This window comes from Planococcus donghaensis (genome assembly GCF_001687665.2).
In the GTDB taxonomy this organism is placed as follows: Bacteria; Bacillota; Bacilli; order Bacillales_A; family Planococcaceae; genus Planococcus; species Planococcus donghaensis.
The window spans coordinates 2,311,691-2,337,568 of sequence record NZ_CP016543.2 but is presented as its reverse complement, the minus strand read 5'-3'; the positions used below and the strand labels follow the sequence as shown (position 1 = coordinate 2,337,568).

Below are 25,878 nucleotides of genomic sequence, written 5' to 3'. Positions count from 1 at the left end.
CTCCGGTGCCCAGTTCCTCTGGTCATAAGCCATCCCAACTGTGCGGCAAAGAGCGCCGCTTCGTTGGACTGTCTTATGCCGGTCGGAGCTACATGGGCACCTCCGCTTTTCTTATAACCGGTCGTAGCAGTATTGGTAGATAGCTGCTGTTGCGAGGCAATCACCTAATGCATCGTGGGCGTCGTGTTCGAGCTTTAAGAAGGCGGTTAAAGTAGTTAATTTGTGATTAGGTGTTTGTGTAATCGCTTTTCTCGCCAATTTGACTGTATCGATTACGGTGTATTCAGGAATTGGTATGATGTCCTCGAGTGCATAAAGAAAGCCCATATCGAAAGGTGCATTATGCGCAATGATCGGCAAATCCCCGATAAAATCAATCAACTCATGGGCAACTTCTTCAATAACAGGTGAGTCTGCCACGTCTTTGTTGGTGATACCCGTAATTCGAGTAATCGTATTTGAAATTGGGCATTGGGGATTTACCATCAAATACATCGTTTCCTCCCGTTCGTGATTCATGTATTTTACAGCACCAATTTGAATTATTTTATCGCTTCCTGGACGTAACCCGGTAGTTTCAAAATCCAAAACCACGTAATTTTCTACTTTTTGCATACTCGATTTGTATTTTTTTGGTCGAGCAGGTTGTTTACGGCTCCACTGGGGACGGGTTTCTTTCATTTTTTGTTCTAAAATTTGTCGTGCATCTCTTTTTTCCATGTGAGCCCCTCCTTTATTTCTACATACTAGTGTATCGCAAATCTGAAAAAAATTCTGTTTTGACAGATGACACAGTTTCTTCATTGTATTCACCACCCTCGTATGGCAAAATGAAGCGCAGGAGGAGTGCGTAATGAAAAAAATGATAATAGCAGTAGGCTTTATTTTGACCCTAGCTGCCTGTTCAAATTCTGAAGAACCTTCAGTTAATGAAAACACGGTCGAAGATGGTAATGCAACTAGCGAAAACAATGCAGTTAACCATGGTATTGAAGAAAAAGACGATAAAAAAGAAGATATTGGTTTTACCGTAGATGAGCAAGGTAATATTATTGCGGCAGATGTTCCTGAAGAACCAGCTAGTCAATTATTAGCGGCCTATAAAGAATATATAGCGGCATTCAATTCAGAAGACATTGATCGCTACATGAGTACGATTGCGCAAGACCCTGAGGGATTTAATCGTGAGGAAGACAAAATAGCTTTAGAACAAGCTTTTGAGGCTTATGATAGTGTGTACGAAACAAGCGATGAAACCATTGTGAAATATGAAGAAAATCGTGCAGAAGTTTTTGCTTCACTGAATGTGAAGATGAAAGCTGCAAATTCCAATGATGCTGTTGAGCAATCGGCTCGTCAAGTAGTCGTTTTTAAAAAGGAAAACGATGAATGGAAAGTAAGCGGTGTTCATCTAGTAGGCAACCAATAAAAAAATTCCCGCATAATGTGGGAATTTTTTTATTTCGTCTTTTTATTTATGTCTTTTCTATGTCAATTTTTGATAAACTAGCAGAGGAGGCTGATTTATTTATGAAAACAGCAATTGTAACGGATAGTACGTCATATTTACCTAAAGAAACGCTAGAGCTGCTCGATATCCATACGGTTTCGCTAGAAGTCATTTTTGGAAACGAGTCTTTTAAAGAAGCGGATTTAACAGAGGAAGAATTTTATCGAAAAGCTAGAGAGGAATTTCCAAAAACTTCTCAGCCACCAATAGGAGAGTTCGTAGAATTGTACGACCAGCTTTCAGCTAACCACGACGAAATTGTGGCGATTCATTTATCAAGTGGTATTAGTGGAACGTATGCAGGCTCTATACAGGCAGCCGAAATGGTGGATGGGGTAAAAGTTTATTCGTTTGATTCGGAGCTGACTTGTGCATTGCAAGGGTTTTATGCAGTGAAGGCAGCTGAGATGGCCAGAGATGGAGCAGGTGCTCAAGCGATTTTAGCCGAACTACACGAAATGAAAAAAACATTGCGTGCGTACTTTATGGTTGAAGATTTGAAACATTTGCAACGCGGTGGACGCTTGTCCAGTGCTCAAGCTTTAGTTGGAGGCATGTTGCAAATCAAACCCATTTTACATTTCGAAAATAAAATCATAGTGCCATTTGAAAAAATTCGAACGCGTAAAAAAGCAATGAATCGCATTGTGGAATTATTAAAAGATGCAAGTAAAGGTGACAAAAAGCTAAAAGCCACAATTATTCACGCAAATCGACTAGAAGAAGCAAAACAGTGGGAAAAAGAATTGGAAATGACTTGTCCTCTAGTGGATTTTGAAATTTCTTGTTTTGGACCAGTTATTGGTACGCATTTAGGAGAAGGAGCAATGGGTCTTGGTTGGGTAGAAAAATAAAACCTGCTGAGGCTTTTTCTCAATCGAAAGGTGGTTACAAATGACGCAATTAGAAGAGTTTTTAACGGGCAGAATATGGCTTAGACAGTTTATCCCATTTCCGAACGAACAAGTAGATCAGGCAATATCAATTGGGGCGATTTCTGTTCGTTGTGGAATACGAGATGGTAAACAATGTACAAGGTGTCTTGAAAAATCACCTGAAAAAATAATTGCTTTTTCCTGTGATGCGTGTCAGAAATTGTGTTATTACTGTCGGCATTGTATCAAAATGGGGCGCATCAGTTCTTGTACCGAATTAATTACATGGGCGCTTCCCACAACACTTCCTCTTCAAAGCCATTCATTTAATTGGACTGGCAACTTAACTCTCCTACAACAAAGAGCCTCACAAGAAGTCCAAAAAAGCATTTCACAAAAAAATGACCATCTTATTTATGCCGTATGCGGAGCTGGTAAAACAGAATTATTATTTCCGCCTATTTTTGAAGCATTAAAGAAAGGCATGCGTGTTTGTCTGGCGGCTCCTCGAACAGACGTAGTATTAGAATTGACCCCAAGATTGCGTGCGGTGTTTCCAAGTACAATAATCCACAGTTTATATGGTAATGCGCCCGAAGAAAAAGGATTTGCGCAGCTAGTAATTGCGACCACGCATCAATTGTATCGTTTTGAAAATGCTTTTGATGTCATGATCGTCGACGAGGCAGATGCGTTTCCTTATTCTTATGATCTTGCACTAAAAAGAGCTGTGGTAAAAGCGAAGAAAAAAGATGCTCCCATTGTTTACGTTTCAGCAACACCTTCAAAATTACTCTTAAAGCAAGTCTCTCAAGTATCACAAATATTTAAGCGGTTTCATGGGCACCCATTACCAATTCCCACATTCCAATCTTTGTGGGGGTTTGAAAAAGTATTTGCGAAAGGCCAGATTCCTAAAAAATTAGCTGATTGGGTAGGTGAAAAAATAGAAAATCACGAACCGTTTCTGCTGTTTTTTCCCACAATTGAATTGATCGAACTTGCAATTGTTGTATTCAAACAAAAATATCCAGCCATTGAAGCGATACATTCACAAGATGAAAATCGAAAAGAAAAAGTTATGAAACTGCGAAAAGGTGAGATTCCTGGCGTCTTGACATCGACAATCTTAGAGCGGGGGATTACGATTCCCAACGTACAAGTTGCGGTAGTTGGCGCAGACCAACCGATTTTTGACGCAGCTGCTTTGATTCAAATTTCCGGACGTGTAGGCAGATCTAGTAAATACCCAGATGGCGAAATCATCTTTTTTCATGATGGCATAACGCGTCAAATGGACAAAGCCAAAAAAAAGATTATTTCCTACAACGGGGGATTGTAGCATGGAATGTTATTTATGTGATCGGGAAATTCCACTTCAAGTGACTTGGCGAGGTATCTTTTTTAACGAACGAGAAGAAGTTGTTTGTTTTAAGTGCCAAACTAAATTTGAACGGGTAAAGGCAGGTTGTCCAATTTGCAATGCGGTAGGAGATGCGAAATGTCCTGATTGTTGGGACTGGGAAGAAACAGAATATGCAGGGCTGATTGATTCTGGGAGAAGTTTGTATCACTATAATCCCGCCATGAAAGAGTACTTGCACCGATATAAATTTTTGCAAGATGTAGTACTCTCAGAAGTTTTTTCAACTATAATACATGCAGAATTGCGAAATGAAAAATCAGTGATTGTACCTATCCCAATGAATGAAGAAAAGCTAAAAGCACGAACGTTTTCACAAGTCGATCGGTTACTTGATGCTGCTTCTATCCCTTATACCCATCTTCTTGAAAAAAACGAAGTGAGTCTTGGGGGAAAATCAAAAATGGAAAGACTTGCGTTACAAGATGTTTTTTGGTGGAATGGAAAACCTGTTCCAGAAAAAATATTGTTATTTGATGATTTGTATACGACCGGAACGACATTGCGTATAGCAGCTAAAGTATTAAAGGAAAAAGGTGCTAAAACCATTAAAATCTTAACACTTATACGTGCTTAATCATGAACTTATAAATAGAAAAGATTAGGAGTGACGGTTATGTTTTATAAACGAGCAGAAAGTTTTCGTTACACATTTGGGGCACCACCAGAAATAAAGTTGATGGTCATGGATTCCACTGGGAATCTGACAATTTATTGTCTATTACTCGATATTTCTCCGAAAGGGGCAAAACTTTTTTCGGAAAAAGAGTTAGAGTTAACAACAGAAATTGTGAGTTTGAAATTTATCTTAAATCACGAAAAAATTACCGCAGAAGCGAAGATAGTGTGGAAGCATTGCTATGAGTCAGGCTGGTTATACGGGGTGGACTTCGAGCGTAACCCCGTTAAGGAATTACTCATTTCTACTGAAATCAGAGAGTTAAAGGAAGTAGAATTACATTAAAAACCCGGCCAATGCCGGGTTTTTTAATTATTATTAAATTTTTTCTTCCGCCTGTCGGAGCTTACTGGCTGCTTTTGCATTTCTTATTGTCCAGCTTCAGCAGCCAACTCCTCGGGTCGGAAGCCAATCCAACTGTGCGGCAAAGAGCGCCGCTTCGTTGGACTAGCTTCCGCCTGTCGGAGCTTAACGGCTGCTTTTGCATTTCTTTAGTGCTCGTAAATCATTTTTCTTGTCATGCCACCATCGATGTTTAAGCATTCGCCACTAATAAACGAATTTTGAGGGTTGCTCAAAAATAAGCACGCACGCGCAACGTCGGCGGGTTCTCCGACACGCCCACTCCAATGTTGTTGGTGGTCGATGTCTCGTAAGTCTTCGGTTTCTCCCGTATGAATCCAGCCGGGTGCTATTGAGTTGACGCGAATTCCTTGTTCACTGAACGTTGCAGCTAACGAATGAGTCAGCGCATAAATTCCGCCTTTTGATGCTGAATAGGTTTCTGTATTAGGTTCCGACATAAATGCCCGTGTTGAAGTCATGTTGATGATCGAACGGATGTCCTCCGTCATATAACGCGCTGCTTCTCGACTACATATAAAGACGCTTTTTAAATTAGTGTTCAACACGTGGTCCCATTCTGTCTCGTCTACTTCCCAAATAGATTTGAATTTTGAGATCCCCGCATTATTGATGAGGGCATGGATAGCGCCATAATCCTCGTGTATCTGCTTGAATACGGATATAACTTCATCAAAGTTTCCCACATCGCATTTACGATACTCCACGCTTGTCATATCAATGGTTTCAATATCCAAGCCAATTACGCGAGCCCCTTCAGCAGCAAAATGTGTTGCGATACTTTTCCCGATGCCATGAGACGCACCTGTAACGATAATGGTTTTATTAGTGAACATTTGCTTCAACTCCTTATGCTCTTAGTTTACCTTCAAAAATGTTTTTAAAACTTTTTTTGTTTTAAGAAGGAGAGTAGAGGGAAAGTATAGAATTGTATAGATAGCACAATAGAAGGAGGAGTTAATATGTTGCAATTCAACATTAGAGGCGAAAATATCGAGGTAACTCCCGCAATAAGAGACCATATCGAAAAGAAAATAGAAAAAATCGAGAGATATTTCACAGACGGTGCAAATGCTACCGCGATGGTCAATTTAAAAACTTATAACCACAGCCAAACTAAAGTAGAAGTTACAATACCTATGAAAAATCTAACATTACGTGCAGAGGAACGACATGATGATCTGTACGCGGCTATAGATTTAATCGTTAGCAAGTTAGAGCGTCAAATTCGTAAGTACAAAACAAAAGTGAACCGCAAGTTCCGCGATCGCGATGGAATGGGCGTTTCGTTCGCAGTTGCTGAAAATGACACACGTCATCAAAGCGATTCAGACGAAGAAGATTTCACAATTGTTCGCACAAAGCAGTTCGATTTAAAACCAATGGATGAAGAAGAAGCGGTATTGCAGATGAATATGCTTGGTCATTCATTCTTCGTCTTCACAGATGCAGAATCGAATGAAACAAACATTGTCTACAAACGTAAAGATGGAAGTTACGGACTAATCGAAACTTCGGCACAATAAAATAAGAATTGGATTAGTTCAATTCCAAACAAAACGAAAGCCTCTCGATTAGAGAGGCTTTCGTTTTGTTTTGGTTTAAAAGTAAGCGGTAAACCGCTGTATGCCTTACTCCATTATTTGCACCGTTTTCTACGCAGTGTTAAAATAAATAGTGAGAATTTTTTAGAACTGTTTGATTTGGATTCAGTGTATTGTTAATTAGTAAAGCTTGATAGAATACTATAAAAGCTAAAGCGATCATCCGGTAGTTAAATACCGGCGGACACTTGCGCAAGGAGCGGTATAGATATGTTGGGAGTATTAAATAAAGTATTTGACCCGAATAAACGGGATTTAAAACGATTAGAAAAAACGGCAGATCGAGTTGAAGCTTTAGCAGCAGATTTTGCAGCGTTAACCGATGAGGCATTAAAAACAAAAACAGAAGAATTTATTGCAAGACACGCAAAAGGCGAATCATTAAACGATTTACTGCCAGAAGCATTCGCCACAATTCGTGAAGCAGCTAAGCGTGTTCTTGGCATGTATCCATTCCGAGTGCAAATTATGGGTGCAGCTTCTCTTCACGAAGGAAATATTTCAGAAATGAAAACAGGTGAAGGTAAAACCTTAACGTCCACTTTGGCTGTATATTTAAATGCCATCAGTAAAAAAGGCGTCCACGTCGTAACGGTCAACGAATATTTAGCTAGCCGTGATGCTTTGGAAATGGGTCAACTGTATGAATGGCTTGGATTAACTGTTGGATTAAACTTAAACAGTTTGACGAAAGAAGAAAAGCGAGCAGCATATCAAGCTGACGTAACCTATAGCACAAATAACGAATTAGGCTTTGATTACTTGCGGGATAACATGGTGTTGTACAAAGAAGACATGGTACAACGTCCATTAAATTATGCCGTAATTGATGAAGTCGATTCTATTTTAATCGATGAAGCGCGTACGCCACTTATTATTTCAGGGCAAGCTGCAAAAGCTGCTCAATTGTATCAACAGTCGAATGCATTCGCTCGTTTGCTGACAAAAGATACAGATTACACGTATGATGAAACAACTAAAGGTGTAGTTTTAACAGAAGAAGGCATCGAAAAGGTCGAAAAAGCATTTGGTATCGACAATCTTTTTGATATTAGCCATGTTCGTTTAAATCACACGATCAATCAATCGTTAAAAGCATACGTGACGATGAGCAAAGACGTAGACTATATTGTCCAAGACGGAGAAGTGGTCATTGTCGATCAATTTACAGGTCGTTTGATGAAAGGTCGTCGTTATTCTGATGGACTTCACCAAGCAATTGAAGCTAAAGAAGGCTTAGAAATCCAAAATGAATCGATGACAATGGCGACGATTACGTTCCAAAACTTTTTCCGTATGTACGATAAGTTATCAGGTATGACCGGTACTGCGAAAACAGAGGAAGAAGAATTCCGTAATATTTACAATATGTATGTCATTGTTATTCCAACAAACAAACCAATTATTCGAGAAGACCATGTCGATTTGATTTATTCGACAACTGCTGGAAAATACAAAGCAGTTGGAGATGATATTGCAGCTCGTCATGCGAAAGGACAACCGGTGTTAGTTGGTACAGTTGCCATTGAAACTTCTGAAATCATTTCTGAGTATTTGACGAAAAAAGGCATTAAACATTCTGTATTGAATGCGAAAAACCATGCGCATGAAGCAGAGATTATTTTAAATGCTGGTCAAAAAGGCGCTGTGACGATTGCAACCAATATGGCTGGTCGTGGTACTGACATTAAACTAGGTGAAGGCGTGATTGAAGCCGGTGGTCTTGCAGTTATCGGTACAGAACGTCACGAGTCGAGACGTATTGATAATCAGTTACGTGGTCGTTCAGGACGTCAAGGAGACCCGGGTGTTACGCAATTTTATCTATCTCTTGAAGATGATTTAATGCGTCGCTTTGGTTCAGATGCTATGCGTACGATGATGGGCAAACTCGGCATGGACGATTCACAACCATTGCAATCGAAAATGGTCACACGTTCTGTTGAATCAGCGCAAAAACGAGTGGAAGGTAATAACTTCGATGCTCGTAAACGTTTGCTTCAATACGACGATGTTCTCCGTCAACAACGAGAAATTATTTACAAAGAACGTATGGAAGTGCTGAATACCGATAATATGCGTTCATTGGTTGAAAACATGCTTCATAGTTCAATCGAGCGTATGGTTTATACGCATACTTCACAAGAAAAGCAAGAAGACTGGCATTTAAAAACACTTTCTGAGACGATTGCAGCAAATCTTCTACCGGAAGATACAGTGACTGAAGCGGATCTTCAAGGGAAGTCTCAAGAAGAGCTTATTGCTTTTATTAAAGAAACTGTGACTACGCGTTATGATGAAAAAGAACAAGAAATGACACCAGAGCGGATGCGTGAATTTGAAAAGGTTGTTTTGCTTCGTTCAATTGATACGAAGTGGATTGACCATATTGATGCTATGGACCAATTGCGTCAAGGAATTCATTTGCGTGCTTATGGACAAAACGATCCTCTACGCGAGTACCAAAATGAAGGCTTCGCAATGTTCGAAGCAATGGTTGAAGCCATTGAAGAAGACGTCGCGAAGTATTCGATGAAAGCTGAAATCCGCAATAACCTTGAGCGTGAGGAAGTTGCAAAAGGTCAGGCGGTTAATCCGAAAGAAGATGGACCGGCGCCTAAACAGAAAAAAGCACCTGTTCGCAAGGAAATGGAAGTTGGAAGAAACGACCTATGCCCATGCGGTAGTGGCAAAAAGTATAAAAATTGCCACGGGACAGCTTCATAAGAATGTGTGAAAAGACCGAAGAGCATTTGCTCTTCGGTGTTATTTTGAGGAGGAACATATGATGGAATTAGCAGACATCCGTAACGAGCTCGACAAATCAGCCAATAAACTGGCGGACTTTAGGGGGTCTCTTTGACTTAGAAAACAAAGAGTCTCGCATACAAGAATTAGACGAAATGATGCTTGATCCTGATTTTTGGAACAACCAAGAAACCGCTCAAACAGTTATTTCAGAATTAAATGGATTAAAAGAAATTGTTAATGCTTACTATAGCTTTATGGAAACACAAGAAAACATGGAAATGTCTTTAGAGTTGTTGAGAGAAGAAGATGACGAAGATTTGCATGAAGATGTAGATAAAGACATGAAGCAGTTTATTTCGGATTTAGCCGATTATGAACTAACGATGTTATTAAGTGAACCATACGATAAAAACAATGCAATTTTAGAATTACATCCAGGCGCAGGTGGTACAGAATCTCAAGACTGGTGTTCGATGTTGCTGCGTATGTATACACGTTGGGCAGAAAAACGTGGATTCAAAGTTGAAACTTTGGATTACTTAGCAGGAGACGAAGCTGGAGTTAAATCAGTAACGCTTGGAATTCGTGGCCATAATGCCTACGGCTATTTAAAAGCCGAAAAAGGTGTTCACCGCTTGGTTCGGATTTCACCTTTCGACTCTTCTGGTCGCCGTCATACTTCATTTGTTTCATGCGAAGTAATGCCGGAATTCACAGGAGAAATTGAAATCGATATTCGTACGGAAGATTTGAAAATTGATACGTACCGTGCAAGTGGAGCGGGAGGACAGCATATCAATACGACAGATTCTGCTGTTCGAATTACGCATGCACCAACAGGAGCAGTTGTTACATGTCAGCAGGAACGTTCACAGATTAAAAACCGTGAGAAAGCAATGCAAATGTTAAAAGCAAAATTATATGCATTGAAAATTGAAGAAGAAGAAGCACGTCTTCTTGAAATTCGTGGCGAGCAAAAGGAAATTGGTTGGGGAAGTCAAATTCGTTCTTATGTATTCCACCCTTATTCAATGGTCAAAGATCACCGTACCAACTTTGAAACAGGCAATTTAGGCGCAGTTATGGACGGCGATATTGATGGGTTCATTAATTCTTTATTGCGCTCTAAAATGGAATAATCAAGAGCTGTTACGTATAGTTATGCTTAACAAAGCGGTCCAAAAGCGCATATGCTTTAGGGCCGTTTTTAATTTTTGCTTTATCCCGATGAAGTTCACAAAGTCCTAGGTGTTTGGTATACTCTGACAGGGTTTAGTCCAACAGAAGAAAAGAGGAAGAAAATAGATGACGAAAAAAAATCGACGGATTCGTAGAGATCCGCATCCAATGCTGACACTCTTTATCGACTATGCGAGTGTAATTATTGGTTCAGCAATTGTAGCTATTTCTTTTAACGTGTTACTATTGCCAAATGAAGTTGCTTCTGGAGGCGTTAGTGGGATTAGTACGATATTAAAAAGCGTTTTAGACTGGAGACCGGCATTTGTCCAATGGGCATTTAATATTCCGCTATTCATTGCAGGTTTAATTTTACTTGGTAAGAATTTCGGCATTAAAACAGCGGTAGGAACAGTGTTTTTACCTTTTGTCGTGTTTCTAACAGAATCGTGGGAGCCTTGGACGCGTGATCCGTTGCTTGGTGCCTTATTCGGCGGGATTATGGTCGGTCTTGGACTAGGCATCGTCTTTCGTGGGAAAGCATCAACAGGCGGAACAGATTTAGCCGCACAAATCATCACGAAGTTTACAGGCTTAACGTTAGGGACAAGCGTTGCATTGATTGATGGCTTTATCGTTTTAAGCGCAGCATTGGTTTTTGATATTGAAAAAGGACTGTATGCGTTAATCGGTTTATACGTTACAACTAAAACGATCGATCTTGTTCAAGTCGGCTTTGGTCAATCGAAACTGGTTTATATCATTACAAACAAACAAAAAGAAATTCGGGATGCTATCTATGATGAAGTTGATCGCGGCGTTACAGAATTGACTGCAACAGGAGGGTATTCTGGAACGGAAAAGCCTTTATTGATGGTTGTTATTCCTCAGACAGAATTTTCACGCCTCAAGCAATTGGTTAAGTTTATTGATCCTGCGGCATTTGTTATCGTGTCGGATGCGTCTGAAGTGTTGGGGGAAGGTTTTAAAAGACCTTAACTTTGGTATACTCTAATAGACATAAGATAAAATATTAGAGGAGGTCACCAAATGAAAAAGCAATTGATGACGATTCTATTCGGTGCAGCGCTTGTACTTGGCGCTTGCGGCGGAGAAGATACGACAGAACCTGAACCAACACCCGAGGATAACGGAGGAGAAACCACTGAAATTGATGCGGAACAAGTGGTTCAACAAAATTGTATTTCTTGTCACGGTGAAAACTTAGAAGGTGCTGGCAACTTCCCGTCGTTAAATGATGTAGGATCTCGCTTATCACAAGATGAGATTCGTATGGTCATTGAAAATGGTCAAGGGGCGATGCCTGCTGGAATTATCGAAGGTGACGAAGCAGACGCGGTAGCGGAGTACTTAGCAAACATGAAATAAACCTGCAAACTAGCAGGTTTATTTTTTTGTTAATTTTCCTGCAAATAAATACTTTTTTAACTTTTAAGTGTATTAATATGTCAATTTCGTGAACAATATTAGCTTTAATTTGTTATCATTATCTAGTTCAGTATATTCAAATTGAATTTTAAATGATACAGAAATGTAATAAAAATTTTGAGTTAAGGTGTTATAATAGGTGTGCTGCAAAAATCAATGGAAATAATTTTGGCAAAAGCCAATTTATATTAGGTGGGTAATAAAAGATGATTCAGATGAAGAATGTTTACAAAAAGTATCCGAACGGAATTGTCGCCTTGAACGGTCTTAACGTTGAAATCGAACAAGGGGAATTTGTATATATTGTAGGACCAAGTGGTGCAGGGAAATCGACATTTATCAAAATGATGTATCGTGAAGAGCGACCATCTTCTGGTCAAATGTTTGTAGATGATATTGACATCGCTACTTTAAAAAATCGAAAAGTTCCAATGTTACGTCGTCAAATGGGCGTGGTCTTTCAAGATTTTAAATTGCTAACAAAGCTAAATGTTTACGAAAATGTAGCATTTGCGTTAGAAGTAATTGAAGAAAAGCCAGCAGATATTAAACGACGTGTTATGGAAGTGCTGGATTTGGTCGGATTAAAACATAAAGCGAAAATGTTCCCGACAGAATTATCCGGTGGTGAGCAACAACGCGTATCGATCGCTCGGTCTATTGTAAATATGCCGAAAGTGATGATTGCGGATGAGCCAACAGGAAATCTAGATCCAGAAACCGCATGGGATATTATGGATTTGTTTGAGCGTATCAATAAGGCAGGCACAACCATTATTATGGCAACACACAACCAACAAATCGTTAATACGCTTAGACATCGCGTGATCGCAATCGAAGGCGGATTAATTGTTCGTGATGTAGTTGGAGGTGATTACGGTTATGAAGCCTAGAACATTAGTACGCCATATTAAGGAAAGTTTTAAAAGTATTGGCCGTAATAGCTGGATGACATTTGCATCTGTCAGTGCAGTTACAGTAACGTTATTGTTGGTAGGGGTATTTGTTCTCATAATGATGAACTTAAACAAAGTTGCCGACGATCTCGAAAATGATGTGGAAATCAAAGTATTTGTTTCATTAGATGTAAGTGAAGAAACAGTATCTGGTTTAGAAACGCAAATTAACGAAATACCAGGTGTTGAATCGACAACTTTTTCAACAAAAGAAGAAGAATTAACAGACTTGGTTCTTGATTTTGGTGAAGAACTAAGCTTATTTGAACAAAGTAATCCATTGTTTGATGTGTTTTACGTAAAGGCATTAGATCCGCAGCAAACTAAAAATGTCGCTAAAGAAATTGCGACTTTTGAAAATATCGAAAATGTAAAATACGGTGAAGGTAAAATTGAGAAACTATTCAACTTCTTGAATGCAGGAAGAAACGTAGGGCTCATTTTGATTTTAGCGTTATTGTTTACAGCTATGTTCTTAATCTCTAATACAATTCGTATCACGATTGTTGCTAGACGTCGTGAAATCGAGATTATGAAATTAGTTGGTGCTACCAACTGGTTTGTTCGCATTCCATTTATTTTGGAAGGCATGTGGCTTGGGATATTGGGATCTCTTATTCCAATCGGTCTTGTGGCGTTATTGTATAAAAAAATCACTGAATTTGCACAACCTCGTTTGAGTGGAGAACTGATTCAGTTGTTAGATTATGCTCCATTTATCTATCAAGTAAGTGCCTTGATTTTATTGATGGGTGTATTTATCGGCGTATGGGGAAGCTTTATGTCCATCAGAAAATTTTTACGTGTATAATGTAGCTTTAAAGTTTAGAGCAGTCGACATAAAAGTGTCGGCTGTTTTTTCATTTCTATCTAGACTGTCACATTTTTAAATAAACTTAGTGGAATAAACTATCCGATTTATCGTATGATAAAAGTTGAATGGAGTGGAAACAGATGCCCAAGAAGATTATCGGCTTAGTAATACTTGCTGTTATGATAGCAATTGTCATAATAGGTGCCGTTAAAAACAACACATCAGAATCTGAAGTGCTCACTAATATGGCTCTTGGCAGTGATGTAGACTTTTTGCCAACTGAAGAAGGATTGGCAAAAGGCGAAAAAGCGCCGGATTTTCAATTAACAACTCTAGATGGGGAAGTAGTGACCTTATCAGATTATCAAGGGAAAAAAGTAATATTGAATTTTTGGGCGACATGGTGTCCACCATGCCGAGCAGAAATGCCTCACATGCAAACTTATTTTGAAGAACAAGCTGAAGAGGCGAACGTTGTCATCTTAGCGGTTAATCTAACAACTGAAGACAAAGGACTTAAAAATATAGAGAATTTTGTTGAGGAATTTGAATTGGAGTTTTCAATTCCGATGGATGAAAAAGGGGCTGTAGGTTCCACTTACCAAGCAGTGTCTATTCCAACTACGTACATGATCGATACAAAAGGACGCATTCAAAACAAAATCGTAGGACCGATGGATGAGCCTATGATGGAGCAACTAGTTAAAGAAATGGAATAGGGGATGAAAAGATGACAACAATCGAAACGAAATCAGTACATACCGCAACAATGAAAGAACGGACGATTCAATCGAAAGTCATGCCGCTTTACCAAACTTCTGCTTTTTCTTTTTCGTCTCTTGAAGAGCTTGAAGGCTATTATGAAGGGAACGGGACTTATTTGTATTCACGCACAGCAAATCCGAATACAGATGCTTTAGGGCAAACTGTAGCTGATTTGGAAAAAGCGCCAAAAGGGGTTTCGGCCTCTTCGGGAACTTCAGCGATTTTAGCTGGGATTTTATCGGTTGTAAAAGCAGGCGATCATGTTCTAGCTGCTCAAGATGTGTATGGAGGAACGTTTCATCTGCTAAAAGAAGAACTTACATTAATGGGAATTGAAGTTCATTTTGCTGATTTCTCGGATATCACAGAAGTTGAACGAATTTTAATCGACATTCCTGAAGTGAAATTAGTATTTAGTGAGTCGATTACGAATCCATTTTTACGTCTTGAAAATATGGAAGCTCTTTTGGAATTGAAAAAACAATACGGAGTTCGAATTATGATTGATAATACTTTTGCTACACCATACACAATGACTCCTTATACGCTTGGAGCAGATTTAGTTGCTCATAGTGCAACAAAGTATCTTGGTGGCCACAGCGATGTTACAGCGGGTGTTTTGGTTGGCGATACGGAGTTGATCGCTATTGCTGAAAAGCGAGTGGTGAATTTAGGATTGAATTTGAGTCCATTTGAAGCATGGTTAACGATTCGTGGGATTAAAACTTTGGCTTTGCGAATGAAAAAACAAACTGAAAATGCACAAGCAATTGCGACATTTTTAGAAGATAAGGCACGTGTTTGGTATCCAGGCGTCGGAGCTATTGTCTCGTTTGAAGTGCCTAAAACCGTTGATGTGTCAAAATTCTTTTCATCACTTGGGTGGATTAAAATAGTGCCAACATTAGCGGGCGTGGAAACTACCGTTTCTTATCCATATGGAACTTCTCACAGAGCGCTTTCAGCAGAGGAAAAAGAAAAAGTTGGTGTCACGCGACAAGTAGTTCGACTGTCAGCAGGGATTGAAGGAACAGAGGATATTTTAAAACAATTAGGTGCCGCATTCGTTTAACTGAAAAAGAAATGCAGAAAGCCGGTTTTCTTTGTTACAATGAGAAGTAACGTCAATTGCCGGTGATAGGATGGTGTAAGTAAAGTGATAATGGATTTAATGTTAGCGATAGGTAAGTTTTTTGTAAATCCCGTGTTATACATTGCATTGCTTGCTGCAGTGTTGTTAGGGTATTATCGAGTGAAAAAAGAACGGAAAATTTTTAGAATTCGTATTGTTTACGGATTGACTGAGTTTAAACGTTTGATCAAAGATGCTTGGTTGTATGCGCTTGGCCTTTCGATATTGTTTGCAGGAATTGGCTTGGTTGTACCCATGGATTGGTTGATTGCTTTAAGCATCGTTTCCGTGTTGTTTATGGCAACGACTTTTTATCAAGCGGGGTCATTTATTTATTTGGCTACAGCGGCTGTAGGACTTAGCTGGTTGTTTTATGCCAATAACTGGACCTTGAATTTTGGATTAGTTACATTCGAAGGAACAGAAATTGCTTATCAATGGTTGATCCCTGTTGCCTTAATCGCAGGAGCATTAGTTTTTGTAGAAGGTAAAATGATTGATAAAGCAGCAGCACAAGCGGGCTCTCCTCGGTTACATAAATCAGGACGTGGCCTAAAAGCCGCAGCTTATATTTCAAAACGTTTATGGCTATTGCCGATCTTGTTGGTGGTGCCAGGTTCGTTACTAGATTCGTATGCGCCGTACTGGCCACAGCTGCCGATTGGTGAATCGAACTTTTCGTTAATCCTGTTCCCTGTCGTCTTCGGATTTGTAGGTCGTTCACAACGTACTTTACCAGTTTACCTTTACCCAGTAGTTGGAAAAGCTGTTACTACGTTAGGAGTCAGCATTGTTGTTGTAGGTTTAGCTGCATTATTGTGGCAGCCACTAGCAGCTGTTGCATTAGTGGGTGGAGTAATTGGCCGTATAGTGATTGCTGTTCACTTCGCCTTAAAAGAGCGCAGCGGTAATTATGCAGTAACTCCTCAACCGCAAGGTGTTATGATTGTGGATGTTTTACCAGGATCTCCTGCCGACAAAATGGGCTTATTGCGTGGCGAAGTAATTCGCAAAGTAAACGGTATTGCCATTGCGAATGAATCTGAATTGTATGAAGCGATTCAAGTAAATGCTGCTCATTGTCGTTTAGAAGTACTGGATCATAATTTGGAAGTGCGTTTACGTCAACATGTTATTTTCCGTCATGATCACCACCGTCTCGGACTATTAGTGGTCAATTAAGGAGCTAAATTAATGGAATCAATGGTAACAAAATTTGTCCTGTCTCTTTTAGTACCAGGATTACTCGTCATCTTGTTTACAAGAGTCACATTTAATCATATCGTCGCATTAATTTTGACCGTTGCTTTAATGGCAGCCGCTGTTTATGCAGGATATACCCATACTTGGTTATTATTTGTCGCAAATGCAGCTTCTCTTACAGCAGGATTTTGGTATTCGACAAAAATGTTTAATCGTAGAAAAAAAGCCGAAGCTCATGAAAATGAGTAACGGCTTTTTTTGTGTCTATTTTTAAAAAAATCCACTAAAGATGGCAAGTACAGCAATCGAACCTAAAACGACAATCATTACATTCGCTCCAGCGATCGCAATAACAAATGCAGCAGCAGCACCCACTACCCCAAACCAAATATTTTCTTGAATAAAAAAGACTGCAGGAAAAATTAACGCGCCTAATACGGCATAAGGAATATTGCGTAATACGCTTTGAACCGCTTCAGGCAACTCTCGCCCTTCTAAAAATGTCAGCGGAATAGCACGCGGGATATACGTTACCATCGCCATACCAAGGATCATCCACCAATACCAAGAACTCATGATTTTCTCCCACCTTTCCTAGAAATCCATTCAATGAAAACGGCCGATGCTAAAGTAGACACCATGATGGCCCAACCAGTTGACAACCATTCTGTGAAGTAAAAAAGAGAATTGATCACTCCGGCAATTAGAGCCAAACTGACAACTTTACGATTGCCGCGCATCGATGGAACCAATAAGCCTATGAACATCGCATAAAGCGCAACAGACATGGCAGCTTGAAGAAACTGGGGAAGATTTGCTCCAATCAAATGTCCAATCGATGTAAATACGACCCAGCTCCCATAAGCAATAATAATTACGCCAGCAGCAAAAGTGGTGGTGAGTTTATGGTCTTTTTGTGTAGCCAAAACAGAGAACGTTTCATCGGTTATTCCAAAAGCATATAAAGCTTTTTTCCATCTGGCATCCGGCACCATTTTTTCATTGAGGGAAGCAGTCATAAGAAAATGCCGAATATTGACAACAAATGTATTTAAAACAATGACAATAGGTGCTACACCAGCCGTAATTAGTGACAATGCAATATACTGTGCGGCACCTGCAAAAACAAAAATACTCATGGCTGTAGCTTCGAGTAAAGAGAGGCCAGTCGTTTTTGCTAGCAAGCCAAAGGTTAATGCTATAGGGAAATAACCGATTGCAATGCTGGTTCCTGCCTTTAATCCGGCAGAAAACTCACGTCCGTTCATTCTTTTCGCTCCTTATGTATAAGTATTTCCTTTTCCAAACTCTTTGAAAGAGTGTAAAGTAATTATAATAGCATATCACAAAAACTTTTTAGTTTGGTATGGAATATAGAAAAATTAAACAATTCAAAGGACTGAGCTTATGACGGATTTTTTTTCAATGGAAAATATTGTTGAGTTGACACAATCCTACAAGGCTTTTGGTCCGTTGATCGGATTCCTCTTGCCCTTTATCGAAGCTTTTTTACCCTTCTTGCCTTTATTTGTATTTGTTTTTGCCAATGCAACGGCATACGGGTTATGGTTAGGATTTTTACTTTCTTGGGGCGGATCAGTAGTTGGCGCATACGCTGTATTTTTACTAGTACGTAAATATGGCAGAGCCCGATTTATGAACTTCATGACACGTCATGACAAAGTCCAGAAGCTGATTCATTGGGTAGAGCGAAATGGCTTTGGCCCATTATTTTTATTGCTTTGCTTGCCTTTTACTCCGTCCGCTCTTGTAAACTTAGTTGCGGGCTTATCAAATATTCGTAAATATTATTATTTGTTAACAGTAATGGCAGGGAAACTGGTAATGGTATTTACGATTTCTTTTGTCGGATACGATTTGCGTGCGCTTTTTACACAACCGATTCGAACAGCAATTGTTATTTTAGTTATTGTTCTATTGTATGTAATCGGGAAAATTTTTGAGAATCGTTTACACAAAAAAGTAGAAGAAGACTTCCGTTTGGCCGGTGAAGAACGCAAAAGAAAGAAATAATTTCAAAGGTGTTATTAGCATATAAAAGTAGAAAATTGTATAATAAGAACAAATGTTCTTAGTGGAGGAGTGATCATGTGTCATTACGCATTGTTTATGGCAGGGCAGGAGCGGGGAAAACTCGTTTTGTTCAAGAAGAAATCGTAGATGAGTTAAAGCGACAAGCAGATGGGGATCCGATATTCCTTATCGTACCGGACCAAATGTCTTTTTCTACTGAATATCGACTAGCTGCGGCATACAATATGAATGGCATGATTCGCGCACAAGCAGTAACATTTAAGCGATTGGCTTGGCGGGTACTTCAAGAAGTTGGTGGGATAAGTAGGAGAGAAGTAGATACTTTTGGTTACCGAATGTTAATTCGAAGCCTGCTCGAAGATCATCGAGAGGAATTCCAATTATTTCGAAGAGCTGCAGGCAAAAGAGGATTTACCGATCAAATCGAGCAATTGGTGAAAGAATTTGCACGTTATTGTGTAGATTGTGGAGAATTAAATGCCATCCGTTCTTCATTAAGTGAGGCGGGGGCACCAAAAACTTTGCTCGACAAAGCAGGGGACCTGGAGTTAATCCTGACAGAAATTGAAGACCGTTTAGGAAAAGTGTTTGTGGATTCTGAAGGTCATTTAGCGCTACTAAGCGAGAAAATCCCCCATTCTGAGTTGATCAAATCGTCGACAATTTACATCGATGGTTTTGTTACATTTACAGCAAGAGAATATGAAATTCTTTTTGAATTAATGAAGCAAGCGAAATCAGTAACCATAGCATTGCCAATGGATAACCAAACCGATCCAAATGACGAGCAAACTTTATTCTATCAGTCTGCTAATACCGCACGCAGGTTAACTGAACAAGCTGCAAAAGAGGGAATCGAAATTGAAAATTCGGTTCACTTAGCTTTGCCGCGTCGTTTTATGAATCCAGAGCTTGAACATATTGAACGTCATTTTGATGATTTCCCAACAAGGAAAATACAAGGGAAGAACGCTGTCTCTTTAGTGGAAGCATCAAATAGAAGAGCTGAAATGCATGCAGTAGCCCGAGCAATAAGAGAACAAGTAAGAAATGGCTTTCGTTACAATGAAATTGCTATTCTCTACAGACAACCTGAAATTTATGATGAATTGATCAATACCATTTTCCCACAATACGAAATTCCGTATTTTATTAGTCAGAAAAAGTCCATGCTTCATCATCCATTAATTGAATTTAGTCGTTCGGTTCTTGAATCAGTGGTTTCTAATTATTCCTATGAAGCAATTTTTCGAGCTGTCAAAACAGATTTATTCTTTCCGCAAGGTCCTGCTACAAAATGGCGGGAAAGAAGCGATTTACTAGAGAATTTTGTTATTGCCAATGGAATTTACGGTGAACGTTGGTTTGATGAAAAACGTTGGTTTTATAAAAAATACCGCGGCTTGGAATTTCATACATCGATACAAACAGATGAAGAACTAGCGGCACAAGTAGAGCTTCATGCAGTACGTGATTTAATAAGAGAACCTTTAGCCCAGTTAAAAGAACAACTAAAACTGAGTAAAACAGGGCGAGATATAGCAGAGTCGTTGTTTCTTTTTATAGAAAAAATGGATGTCTATGCAAAAATTCAAGATATACGAGAACGAGAAGAAAGTGAACATCGCTTACTAGCCGCAACAGAGCACGAGCAGGCTTGGAACCAATGGGTTGGCGTATTAGATCAATTTGTATTAATGTTTGGCGACAAAAAAGTGGATTTGCCAACAGCTGTAAAAATTTTAGACGAAGGATTTGAGACGTTAGAGTTTTCACGTATTCCGCCTTCGTTAGATCAAGTGATGGTATCAAAAATCGATTTGGCTCGTTTAATGGATATAAAGTCGGTTTTTGTTGTCGGAGCTAATGACGGTGTCTTGCCAAAGCGTATCGAGCAGGAAGGGTTATTAACAGACACAGACCGTGAATGGTTTGCTCAAATTGGCTTTGAGTTGGCGCCTACTTCGAAAATGCGTTTAATGGACGAGACCTATATGGTATATCGTGCTTTTACATCAGCGTCTGATTTATTAACTGTTTCGTTTCCAATCGCAGATGAAGAAGGAAAAGCCTTGTTGCCTTCTCTTTATATTCAAAAATTAAAAGATATGTTGGCAATTGAAACAATTCCGGCAGTTATTGATCCGGAAGAACTTGTGGATGCATCGGCTATGGATTACATTTCGCATCCGAGAGCGAGTTTAGCATACTTAACTTCGCAAATACGCGGTGGTGAATTATCAGCAGAGTGGCGTGCGGTTTATCACTATTATGAGGACGATCCGTTTTGGTCTTCTATTATTAAACGCATCTTATCGCCAATCAAACCAAATAAAGCAGATCCTCTTCGTGAGGCTATTGCAGAACCGTTGTATGGAACACCTATCTCTTCTAGCGTATCTAGGGTAGAAACGTATTATGGCTGTCCATTTGCACATTATGTAGCTTATGGTTTACGTCTCGAAGAAAGAAGCCAATACAAATTAGCAGCTCCTGCAATGGGGGATCTTTTCCATGCGGCGATTAAATGGATATCAGATGAAGTGTTACGATTAGGGGTATCATGGTCTTCGCTAACCCAAACTCAATGCCGTAACTTAGCGAAAGAAGCGATCGATCAACTTTCTCCTTATTTCGTTAATCATATCTTAATCAGTTCGCATCGCTATCGCTATATACAACATAAACTAGAAGGTATTATTCGCCAAACCGCGTATATGCTCAGCAAGCATGCTAAAGTTTCGGGGTTTGTACCGATTGCACTAGAAGTTGGATTTGGACCAAAAGAGACGATTCCGCCTCTGGAAATTTCTTTAGATCGAGGACGCAAGATGAACGTGCGAGGTCGTATTGATCGAATCGATTCTACTGAAATTCAGGGCAAACCTTATTTGCGTATTGTCGATTACAAATCTTCTAAACAAGGGCTTGATCTAAGCAACGTTTATCACGGTCTTTCTTTGCAAACCTTTACGTATTTAGATGTGGCGTTAACCCATTCTGAACGTTGGTTAGGTGAAGAAGCAGAACCAGCTGGTGTGCTGTATTTTCATATGCACAATCCGATGTTAAAGCTGACGAAATTGCTGACAGCTGAAGAATTAGATGAAGAAATGGCAAAATCCTTTAAGATGAATGGTTTAGTCGTTGAAGATCCCGAAGTGATTGAAGCAATGGATAACCAAATTGATGGTTATTCTAATGTCATTCCGGTAAGACTTAACAAAAGTGGTACGGTGTCTGCATCTCAATCCAAAACAGTGATGAAAGACGATATGCAAGCTGTCCGCCGCTTTGTACGAAACAAGCATCAAAATGCAGGAAATGGCATCTTAGAAGGCGATACAAGTATTACGCCCTATAAGATGAAAGAAGATACACCTTGTCAATTTTGCTCTTATCGCTCAGTGTGCCAATTCGACCCAGCAGACCCAGACCAAAGCTACCGAAAACTAACCCCTTTATCTCCGGATAAAGCTGTGGAATTGATCAGAAAGGAGACCGCTGCAAATGATACCGAAAAAACCAATTGATGCTACTTGGACTGATGAACAATGGATGGCTATATGGGCAAAAGGACAAGATATGTTGGTATCAGCAGCAGCAGGATCAGGCAAAACAGCTGTGCTAATCAACCGTATGATAGAAAAAGTATTAGCTGAAGACGATCCAATCTCTGTCGATGAATTATTAGTTGTTACGTTTACTAATGCTTCGGCTGCTGAAATGCGCCACCGAATGTCAAATGCATTAGAAAAAGCGGTTGCAGATAATCCGGAATCGACACATTTACGTAAACAATTACGTTTAATCAACAAAGCTCAAATTTCTACGCTGCATTCGTTTTGTTTACAAGTCGTCAAACAATACGCGTATTTGCTTGAAATTGACCCAGGCTTTAGAATTGCAGGAGATACAGAAGCCGCTCTTTTGCGGGATGATGTCTTAGAAGCAGTGCTTGAATCAGCATACGAAGGTGAAGGAGCAGATGCAGTTTACCGTTTGGCAGATAGTTTCACTTCGGATCGCAGTGATCAAGCGATGGAAGTGTTATTAAGCAAGCTATATGATTATTCGCGCGTGCACCCGAATCCACAAGAATGGTTGCAACAAGTACTTAATTTATACAATGTCCCAACAGATGCCACAATTGACGAATTACCATTTATCGACGACTTAAAACTAACGATACGTCACGCTTTAGAAGAAGCGCTGCAATTAGCTGATCAAGGCCTTCAAATAGCTCATGCCCCAGAAGGACCTGTCGTACTAGAAAGCACGTTCAGAACCGATACTGAAGTAATCCGAACGGCAATTGCAGCATTGGAAAATTCATGGGAGAGCTTATATGCTTTCTCAAAATCATTTAAATGGGAAAAAGCTGCAAGTATTCGCAAAGATTCTTGTGATCCAGTTTTAGCTGAAGAAGCAAAAGCGCGGCGCAATGATGTGAAGAAAATTGTTAGTGGATTGTTTGACGCTTATTTTACTCGTTCACCAAAGCGCTTATTAGAAGAGATGAGAGAAATGGCACCGTTGATGAAAACTTTAGTCGAATTGACGCAGCTTTTTGCGGATCAATACAAAGCACTTAAAATTGATCGAGCATTAGTTGATTTTTCCGATTTAGAGCATTATGCTCTAGAAATCTTAATGATAGAAGGCAAACCTTCACCTATTGCAAAAGAATATCAAGATCGCTTTAAAGAAGTTTTAGTAGATGAATATCAAGATACCAACCTTTTGCAAGAGACAATCCTTAACTTAGTAAAATCAGGCGATGAACAAAACGGCAACTTATTTATGGTGGGCGATGTGAAACAATCGATTTATCGTTTCCGCCTTGCTGAACCTATGTTATTTCTAGGGAAATATTCACGGTTTAGACACGATGCTGAAAACACTGGGTTGCGTATTGATTTAAATGCGAATTTCAGAAGTCGCAAAGAAATTTTAGATGGCACCAACTATATTTTTTCGCAAATCATGGGAGAACGAGTTGGAGAAATTGACTATGATGAAGCGGCTGCATTAAAAGCGAAAGCGCCTTATCCAGAACAACAAACTCCGATTGAATTGACATTAATCCATGAACCAGAAACTGAAGAAGAATCAGAAGACGAGGATTTGGCAAAGTCACAATGGGAAGCACGATTTATCACTAAAAAAATTACCGAATTGATGGAAAGTGAAACAATGGTGAATGATCCGTGGTCACAAAAACAACGACCGCTTGAATATCGGGATATTGTTGTTTTAATGCGTTCGATGACATGGTCAGGAGACTTTGTGGATGAATTTAAAATGGCTGGAATTCCATTGTATGCGGAATTGACAGGTGGCTATTTTGAAGCGCTTGAAGTGATGATTATGCTGAATACGCTACGCGTTATAGATAACCCTTACCAAGACATTCCGCTCGCTTCAGTTTTACGTGCACCGTTTATTGGATTGAAGGAAAATGAATTGGCCGAAATTCGTTTAGCAGCACCTCAAGCTTCTTTTTATGAAGCAGTCAAAACTTTTATGCGTGCAGGAACAGGAATAGATCCAGCTGCGGCTGAAAAACTGCGCCGGTTTGTCCTGCAGTTAGAAGGTTGGCGGAATTTGGCGCGTCGAGGTTCACTAGCAGAACTGATTTGGCAAGTTTATTTGGATACCAATTATTATGAAATGGTTGGTGCTATGACAAATGGCAAACAACGAAAAGCTAATTTGCGCGCGTTACATGACCGTGCACTCGAATATGAAAAAACTTCTTTTCGTGGATTGTTCCGTTTTCTTCGTTTTATCGACCGGATGCGAGAACGTGGCGATGATTTAGGAACAGCTAAATCACTTAGTGAAAAAGAAAATGTCGTGCGTCTCATGACGGTACACAAGTCAAAAGGTCTCGAGTTTCCAGTGGTCTTTTTTGCAGGCACGGGCCGAGCTTTTAATGAGATGGATTTTAAAAAATCTTATTTGTTTGATCAAGATTACGGCTTGGCTGTTAAAGCGGTAAATCCTGATACCCGAATCGAATACACATCACTGCCATTTCTAGCTGTTCGAGAGATGAAACAATTGCAGATGAAAGCAGAAGAAATGCGCGTTTTATATGTAGCAATGACACGAGCAAAAGAAAGGCTGTATTTAACGGCTTCTGTAAAAGATATCGAAAAGCTTTTAGAGAAATGGAAAATGGCGACAAATGATGTGCGTTTACCAGATTTTATGCGGTCTCGTGCAAAAGGGTATTTAGACTGGATAGGTCCAGCTGTAGCAAGACACCCCGATGCAGAAAAGCAACTGAATGTAACGGGACATTTTCTTGATCACACGTCTCGTTTTCACATTGATATCGTCGAGTCTCAATCGCTGCTTCCCGCAATAGTAAATATGGAAGAATTGCTTAAAGAAGATGAGTTGTCGGATGATTACCAACAACAAGTCAATGATCGTTTTAATTATCAATATCCTCATCAGCAAGCTGTTGAAAAACGCTCGAAACAGTCTGTAACTGAAATGAAGCGATTGCAAATGTTGCAACGTCTTGATGAGCCGGAGTCCTTTATTCAGACAGTAAAGCCCGAACGGAAAATGTTGCTACACCGCCCCAATTTCATGATGGACAAACGTTTATCCGGAGCTGATATTGGGACCGCAGTCCATGCAGTGATGCAACATATTCCGTTGGATCGTACATTAACTAGCAACGAAATAAAAGAGTTTATCGAAACATTAGTTGGCATGGAGATTTTGTCCTCAGATGAGGGCAAAGCGGTCAAAATAGAAGAACTTGAACGTTTTTATGCAAGTAAAACAGCTGCACGTCTTAGAGCTGCAACAAACATAAAAAAAGAAGTGCCTTTTACTTATGCAAAAAAAGATGCAGATGGGGACCATCAAATTATCCAAGGGATTGTTGATTGTTTGTTTGAAGAAGAAGACGGCTGGGTGTTGCTAGATTACAAAACGGATCGCGTAACACAGATTAGTGACGTGAAAAACGAAATGTCGGAACGATATAGTGTTCAGTTAACTGTCTATCAAGAAGCGGTTGAATCGATATTGAAAATATCAGTCAAAGAACGTTTGCTGTACTTGTTTGCAGCTAATCAAGAAGTGAATATTTAGG

At 39.6% G+C, this 25,878-nt stretch carries 23 protein-coding genes; 19 read left to right on the top strand and 4 right to left on the bottom strand.

What is annotated here, in order from left to right:
• Positions 1–111 precede the first annotated feature (111 nt).
• Positions 112–720, bottom strand: a complete 609-nt coding sequence (locus BCM40_RS11705; protein WP_065525764.1) for a 3'-5' exonuclease — start codon at positions 718–720, stop codon at positions 112–114.
• Positions 721–853: 133 nt separating this feature from the next.
• Here BCM40_RS11705 and BCM40_RS11700 point away from each other — a divergent pair, with 133 nt between their 5' ends.
• From BCM40_RS11700 to BCM40_RS11680, 5 genes are all read left to right on the top strand, one after another.
• Positions 854–1,429: a nuclear transport factor 2 family protein gene (locus BCM40_RS11700; RefSeq protein ID WP_065525765.1), complete on the top strand. Its 576-nt coding sequence runs from the start codon at positions 854–856 to the stop codon at positions 1,427–1,429.
• Between the two features lie 101 nt (positions 1,430–1,530).
• A complete protein-coding gene (locus BCM40_RS11695; RefSeq protein WP_065525766.1) occupies positions 1,531–2,364 on the top strand; it encodes a DegV family protein in 834 nt (277 codons plus the stop codon).
• A 40-nt stretch (positions 2,365–2,404) separates the two neighbouring features.
• Positions 2,405–3,727, top strand: a complete 1,323-nt coding sequence (locus BCM40_RS11690; RefSeq protein WP_065525767.1) for an ATP-dependent helicase ComFA — start codon at positions 2,405–2,407, stop codon at positions 3,725–3,727.
• A gap of 1 nt (position 3,728) precedes the next feature.
• The gene (locus tag BCM40_RS16580; protein ID WP_238323724.1) at positions 3,729–4,385 is read left to right on the top strand and encodes a ComF family protein; all 657 of its coding nucleotides are present in this window, start codon (positions 3,729–3,731) and stop codon (positions 4,383–4,385) included.
• A gap of 39 nt (positions 4,386–4,424) precedes the next feature.
• Positions 4,425–4,772 (top strand): PilZ domain-containing protein, encoded by a 348-nt coding sequence (locus tag BCM40_RS11680; RefSeq protein WP_065525768.1) that lies wholly within the window; start codon positions 4,425–4,427, stop codon positions 4,770–4,772.
• Positions 4,773–4,978: 206 nt separating this feature from the next.
• Here the strand turns inward: BCM40_RS11680 and BCM40_RS11675 are convergent, their stop codons facing one another.
• A complete protein-coding gene (locus BCM40_RS11675; RefSeq protein WP_065525769.1) occupies positions 4,979–5,686 on the bottom strand; it encodes an SDR family NAD(P)-dependent oxidoreductase in 708 nt (235 codons plus the stop codon).
• A gap of 126 nt (positions 5,687–5,812) precedes the next feature.
• Here BCM40_RS11675 and hpf point away from each other — a divergent pair, with 126 nt between their 5' ends.
• The 11 genes from hpf (at position 5,813) to BCM40_RS11620 (ending at position 16,952) form a co-directional block, all read left to right on the top strand.
• Positions 5,813–6,376 (top strand): ribosome hibernation-promoting factor, HPF/YfiA family, encoded by a 564-nt coding sequence (gene hpf / locus BCM40_RS11670; RefSeq protein WP_065525770.1) that lies wholly within the window; start codon positions 5,813–5,815, stop codon positions 6,374–6,376.
• A 288-nt stretch (positions 6,377–6,664) separates the two neighbouring features.
• Positions 6,665–9,181, top strand: coding sequence for a preprotein translocase subunit SecA (secA, locus tag BCM40_RS11665; RefSeq protein ID WP_065525771.1), 2,517 nt, complete (start codon positions 6,665–6,667; stop codon positions 9,179–9,181).
• A gap of 61 nt (positions 9,182–9,242) precedes the next feature.
• A protein-coding gene (gene prfB, locus BCM40_RS11660) for a peptide chain release factor 2 (RefSeq protein ID WP_156851291.1) occupies positions 9,243–10,344 on the top strand; the annotation gives its coding sequence in 2 pieces (ribosomal slippage) (positions 9,243–9,314 and positions 9,316–10,344; 1,101 coding nt in all).
• Between the two features lie 208 nt (positions 10,345–10,552).
• A complete protein-coding gene (locus tag BCM40_RS11655) occupies positions 10,553–11,383 on the top strand; it encodes a YitT family protein (RefSeq protein WP_420330059.1) in 831 nt (276 codons plus the stop codon).
• A 51-nt stretch (positions 11,384–11,434) separates the two neighbouring features.
• Entirely contained in the window at positions 11,435–11,773 is a 339-nt protein-coding gene (gene cccB / locus BCM40_RS11650; RefSeq protein WP_065525773.1) for a cytochrome c551, read from the top strand.
• Positions 11,774–12,039: 266 nt separating this feature from the next.
• On the top strand, positions 12,040–12,726 hold the full coding sequence (ftsE, locus tag BCM40_RS11645) for a cell division ATP-binding protein FtsE (RefSeq protein ID WP_065525774.1): 687 nt from the start codon (positions 12,040–12,042) through the stop codon (positions 12,724–12,726).
• On the top strand, positions 12,716–13,600 hold the full coding sequence (gene ftsX, locus BCM40_RS11640; protein WP_065525775.1) for a permease-like cell division protein FtsX: 885 nt from the start codon (positions 12,716–12,718) through the stop codon (positions 13,598–13,600). The genes ftsE and ftsX overlap by 11 nt, the downstream gene beginning before the upstream one ends.
• A gap of 143 nt (positions 13,601–13,743) precedes the next feature.
• Positions 13,744–14,322 (top strand): peroxiredoxin family protein, encoded by a 579-nt coding sequence (locus BCM40_RS11635; protein ID WP_065525776.1) that lies wholly within the window; start codon positions 13,744–13,746, stop codon positions 14,320–14,322.
• 11 nt (positions 14,323–14,333) lie between these two features.
• A complete protein-coding gene (locus tag BCM40_RS11630) occupies positions 14,334–15,440 on the top strand; it encodes a trans-sulfuration enzyme family protein (protein WP_065525777.1) in 1,107 nt (368 codons plus the stop codon).
• 90 nt (positions 15,441–15,530) lie between these two features.
• Positions 15,531–16,682, top strand: a complete 1,152-nt coding sequence (locus BCM40_RS11625; protein WP_065525778.1) for a PDZ domain-containing protein — start codon at positions 15,531–15,533, stop codon at positions 16,680–16,682.
• A 12-nt stretch (positions 16,683–16,694) separates the two neighbouring features.
• On the top strand, positions 16,695–16,952 hold the full coding sequence (locus BCM40_RS11620; RefSeq protein WP_065525779.1) for a CsbA family protein: 258 nt from the start codon (positions 16,695–16,697) through the stop codon (positions 16,950–16,952).
• Between the two features lie 21 nt (positions 16,953–16,973).
• On the opposite strand, the gene BCM40_RS11615 is transcribed toward BCM40_RS11620, so the two are convergent.
• Both BCM40_RS11615 and BCM40_RS11610 read right to left on the bottom strand, forming a co-directional pair.
• Positions 16,974–17,279 carry an AzlD domain-containing protein gene (locus tag BCM40_RS11615; RefSeq protein ID WP_065525780.1) on the bottom strand — a complete coding sequence of 102 codons (306 nt, stop codon included), beginning with the start codon at positions 17,277–17,279 and terminating at the stop codon, positions 16,974–16,976.
• Complete coding sequence (locus BCM40_RS11610; RefSeq protein ID WP_065525781.1) at positions 17,276–17,971, bottom strand: AzlC family ABC transporter permease; 696 nt, start codon at positions 17,969–17,971, stop codon at positions 17,276–17,278. Before BCM40_RS11610 ends, BCM40_RS11615 begins: the two co-directional genes overlap by 4 nt.
• Positions 17,972–18,110: 139 nt before the next feature.
• Here BCM40_RS11610 and BCM40_RS11605 point away from each other — a divergent pair, with 139 nt between their 5' ends.
• From BCM40_RS11605 to addA, 3 genes are all read left to right on the top strand, one after another.
• Positions 18,111–18,737 (top strand): TVP38/TMEM64 family protein, encoded by a 627-nt coding sequence (locus tag BCM40_RS11605; RefSeq protein WP_065525782.1) that lies wholly within the window; start codon positions 18,111–18,113, stop codon positions 18,735–18,737.
• 77 nt (positions 18,738–18,814) lie between these two features.
• A complete protein-coding gene (gene addB, locus BCM40_RS11600) occupies positions 18,815–22,291 on the top strand; it encodes a helicase-exonuclease AddAB subunit AddB (RefSeq protein ID WP_065525783.1) in 3,477 nt (1,158 codons plus the stop codon).
• Positions 22,269–25,877 carry a helicase-exonuclease AddAB subunit AddA gene (gene addA, locus BCM40_RS11595; RefSeq protein ID WP_065525784.1) on the top strand — a complete coding sequence of 1,203 codons (3,609 nt, stop codon included), beginning with the start codon at positions 22,269–22,271 and terminating at the stop codon, positions 25,875–25,877. Before addB ends, addA begins: the two co-directional genes overlap by 23 nt.
• Position 25,878 lies beyond the last annotated feature (1 nt).

What these genes read in the sequence shown, in the direction of transcription:
- BCM40_RS11700 (WP_065525765.1), top strand. Translation starts at nt 854, where the DNA reads ATGAAAAAAATGATAATAGCAGTAGGCTTTATTTTGACCCTAGCTGCC.
- cccB (WP_065525773.1), top strand. Translation starts at nt 11,435, where the DNA reads ATGAAAAAGCAATTGATGACGATTCTATTCGGTGCAGCGCTTGTACTT.
- BCM40_RS11620 (WP_065525779.1), top strand. Translation starts at nt 16,695, where the DNA reads ATGGAATCAATGGTAACAAAATTTGTCCTGTCTCTTTTAGTACCAGGA.
- ftsX (WP_065525775.1), top strand. Translation starts at nt 12,716, where the DNA reads ATGAAGCCTAGAACATTAGTACGCCATATTAAGGAAAGTTTTAAAAGT.
- BCM40_RS11615 (WP_065525780.1), bottom strand. Translation starts at nt 17,279, where the DNA reads ATGAGTTCTTGGTATTGGTGGATGATCCTTGGTATGGCGATGGTAACG.
- secA (WP_065525771.1), top strand. Translation starts at nt 6,665, where the DNA reads ATGTTGGGAGTATTAAATAAAGTATTTGACCCGAATAAACGGGATTTA.
- BCM40_RS11655 (WP_420330059.1), top strand. Translation starts at nt 10,553, where the DNA reads ATGCTGACACTCTTTATCGACTATGCGAGTGTAATTATTGGTTCAGCA.
- BCM40_RS11705 (WP_065525764.1), bottom strand. Translation starts at nt 720, where the DNA reads ATGGAAAAAAGAGATGCACGACAAATTTTAGAACAAAAAATGAAAGAA.
- addA (WP_065525784.1), top strand. Translation starts at nt 22,269, where the DNA reads ATGATACCGAAAAAACCAATTGATGCTACTTGGACTGATGAACAATGG.
- BCM40_RS11625 (WP_065525778.1), top strand. Translation starts at nt 15,531, where the DNA reads ATGGATTTAATGTTAGCGATAGGTAAGTTTTTTGTAAATCCCGTGTTA.
- ftsE (WP_065525774.1), top strand. Translation starts at nt 12,040, where the DNA reads ATGATTCAGATGAAGAATGTTTACAAAAAGTATCCGAACGGAATTGTC.
- BCM40_RS11635 (WP_065525776.1), top strand. Translation starts at nt 13,744, where the DNA reads ATGCCCAAGAAGATTATCGGCTTAGTAATACTTGCTGTTATGATAGCA.
- hpf (WP_065525770.1), top strand. Translation starts at nt 5,813, where the DNA reads ATGTTGCAATTCAACATTAGAGGCGAAAATATCGAGGTAACTCCCGCA.
- BCM40_RS16580 (WP_238323724.1), top strand. Translation starts at nt 3,729, where the DNA reads ATGGAATGTTATTTATGTGATCGGGAAATTCCACTTCAAGTGACTTGG.
- BCM40_RS11695 (WP_065525766.1), top strand. Translation starts at nt 1,531, where the DNA reads ATGAAAACAGCAATTGTAACGGATAGTACGTCATATTTACCTAAAGAA.
- BCM40_RS11605 (WP_065525782.1), top strand. Translation starts at nt 18,111, where the DNA reads ATGACGGATTTTTTTTCAATGGAAAATATTGTTGAGTTGACACAATCC.
- BCM40_RS11680 (WP_065525768.1), top strand. Translation starts at nt 4,425, where the DNA reads ATGTTTTATAAACGAGCAGAAAGTTTTCGTTACACATTTGGGGCACCA.
- BCM40_RS11690 (WP_065525767.1), top strand. Translation starts at nt 2,405, where the DNA reads ATGACGCAATTAGAAGAGTTTTTAACGGGCAGAATATGGCTTAGACAG.
- BCM40_RS11610 (WP_065525781.1), bottom strand. Translation starts at nt 17,971, where the DNA reads ATGAACGGACGTGAGTTTTCTGCCGGATTAAAGGCAGGAACCAGCATT.
- BCM40_RS11630 (WP_065525777.1), top strand. Translation starts at nt 14,334, where the DNA reads ATGACAACAATCGAAACGAAATCAGTACATACCGCAACAATGAAAGAA.
- BCM40_RS11675 (WP_065525769.1), bottom strand. Translation starts at nt 5,686, where the DNA reads ATGTTCACTAATAAAACCATTATCGTTACAGGTGCGTCTCATGGCATC.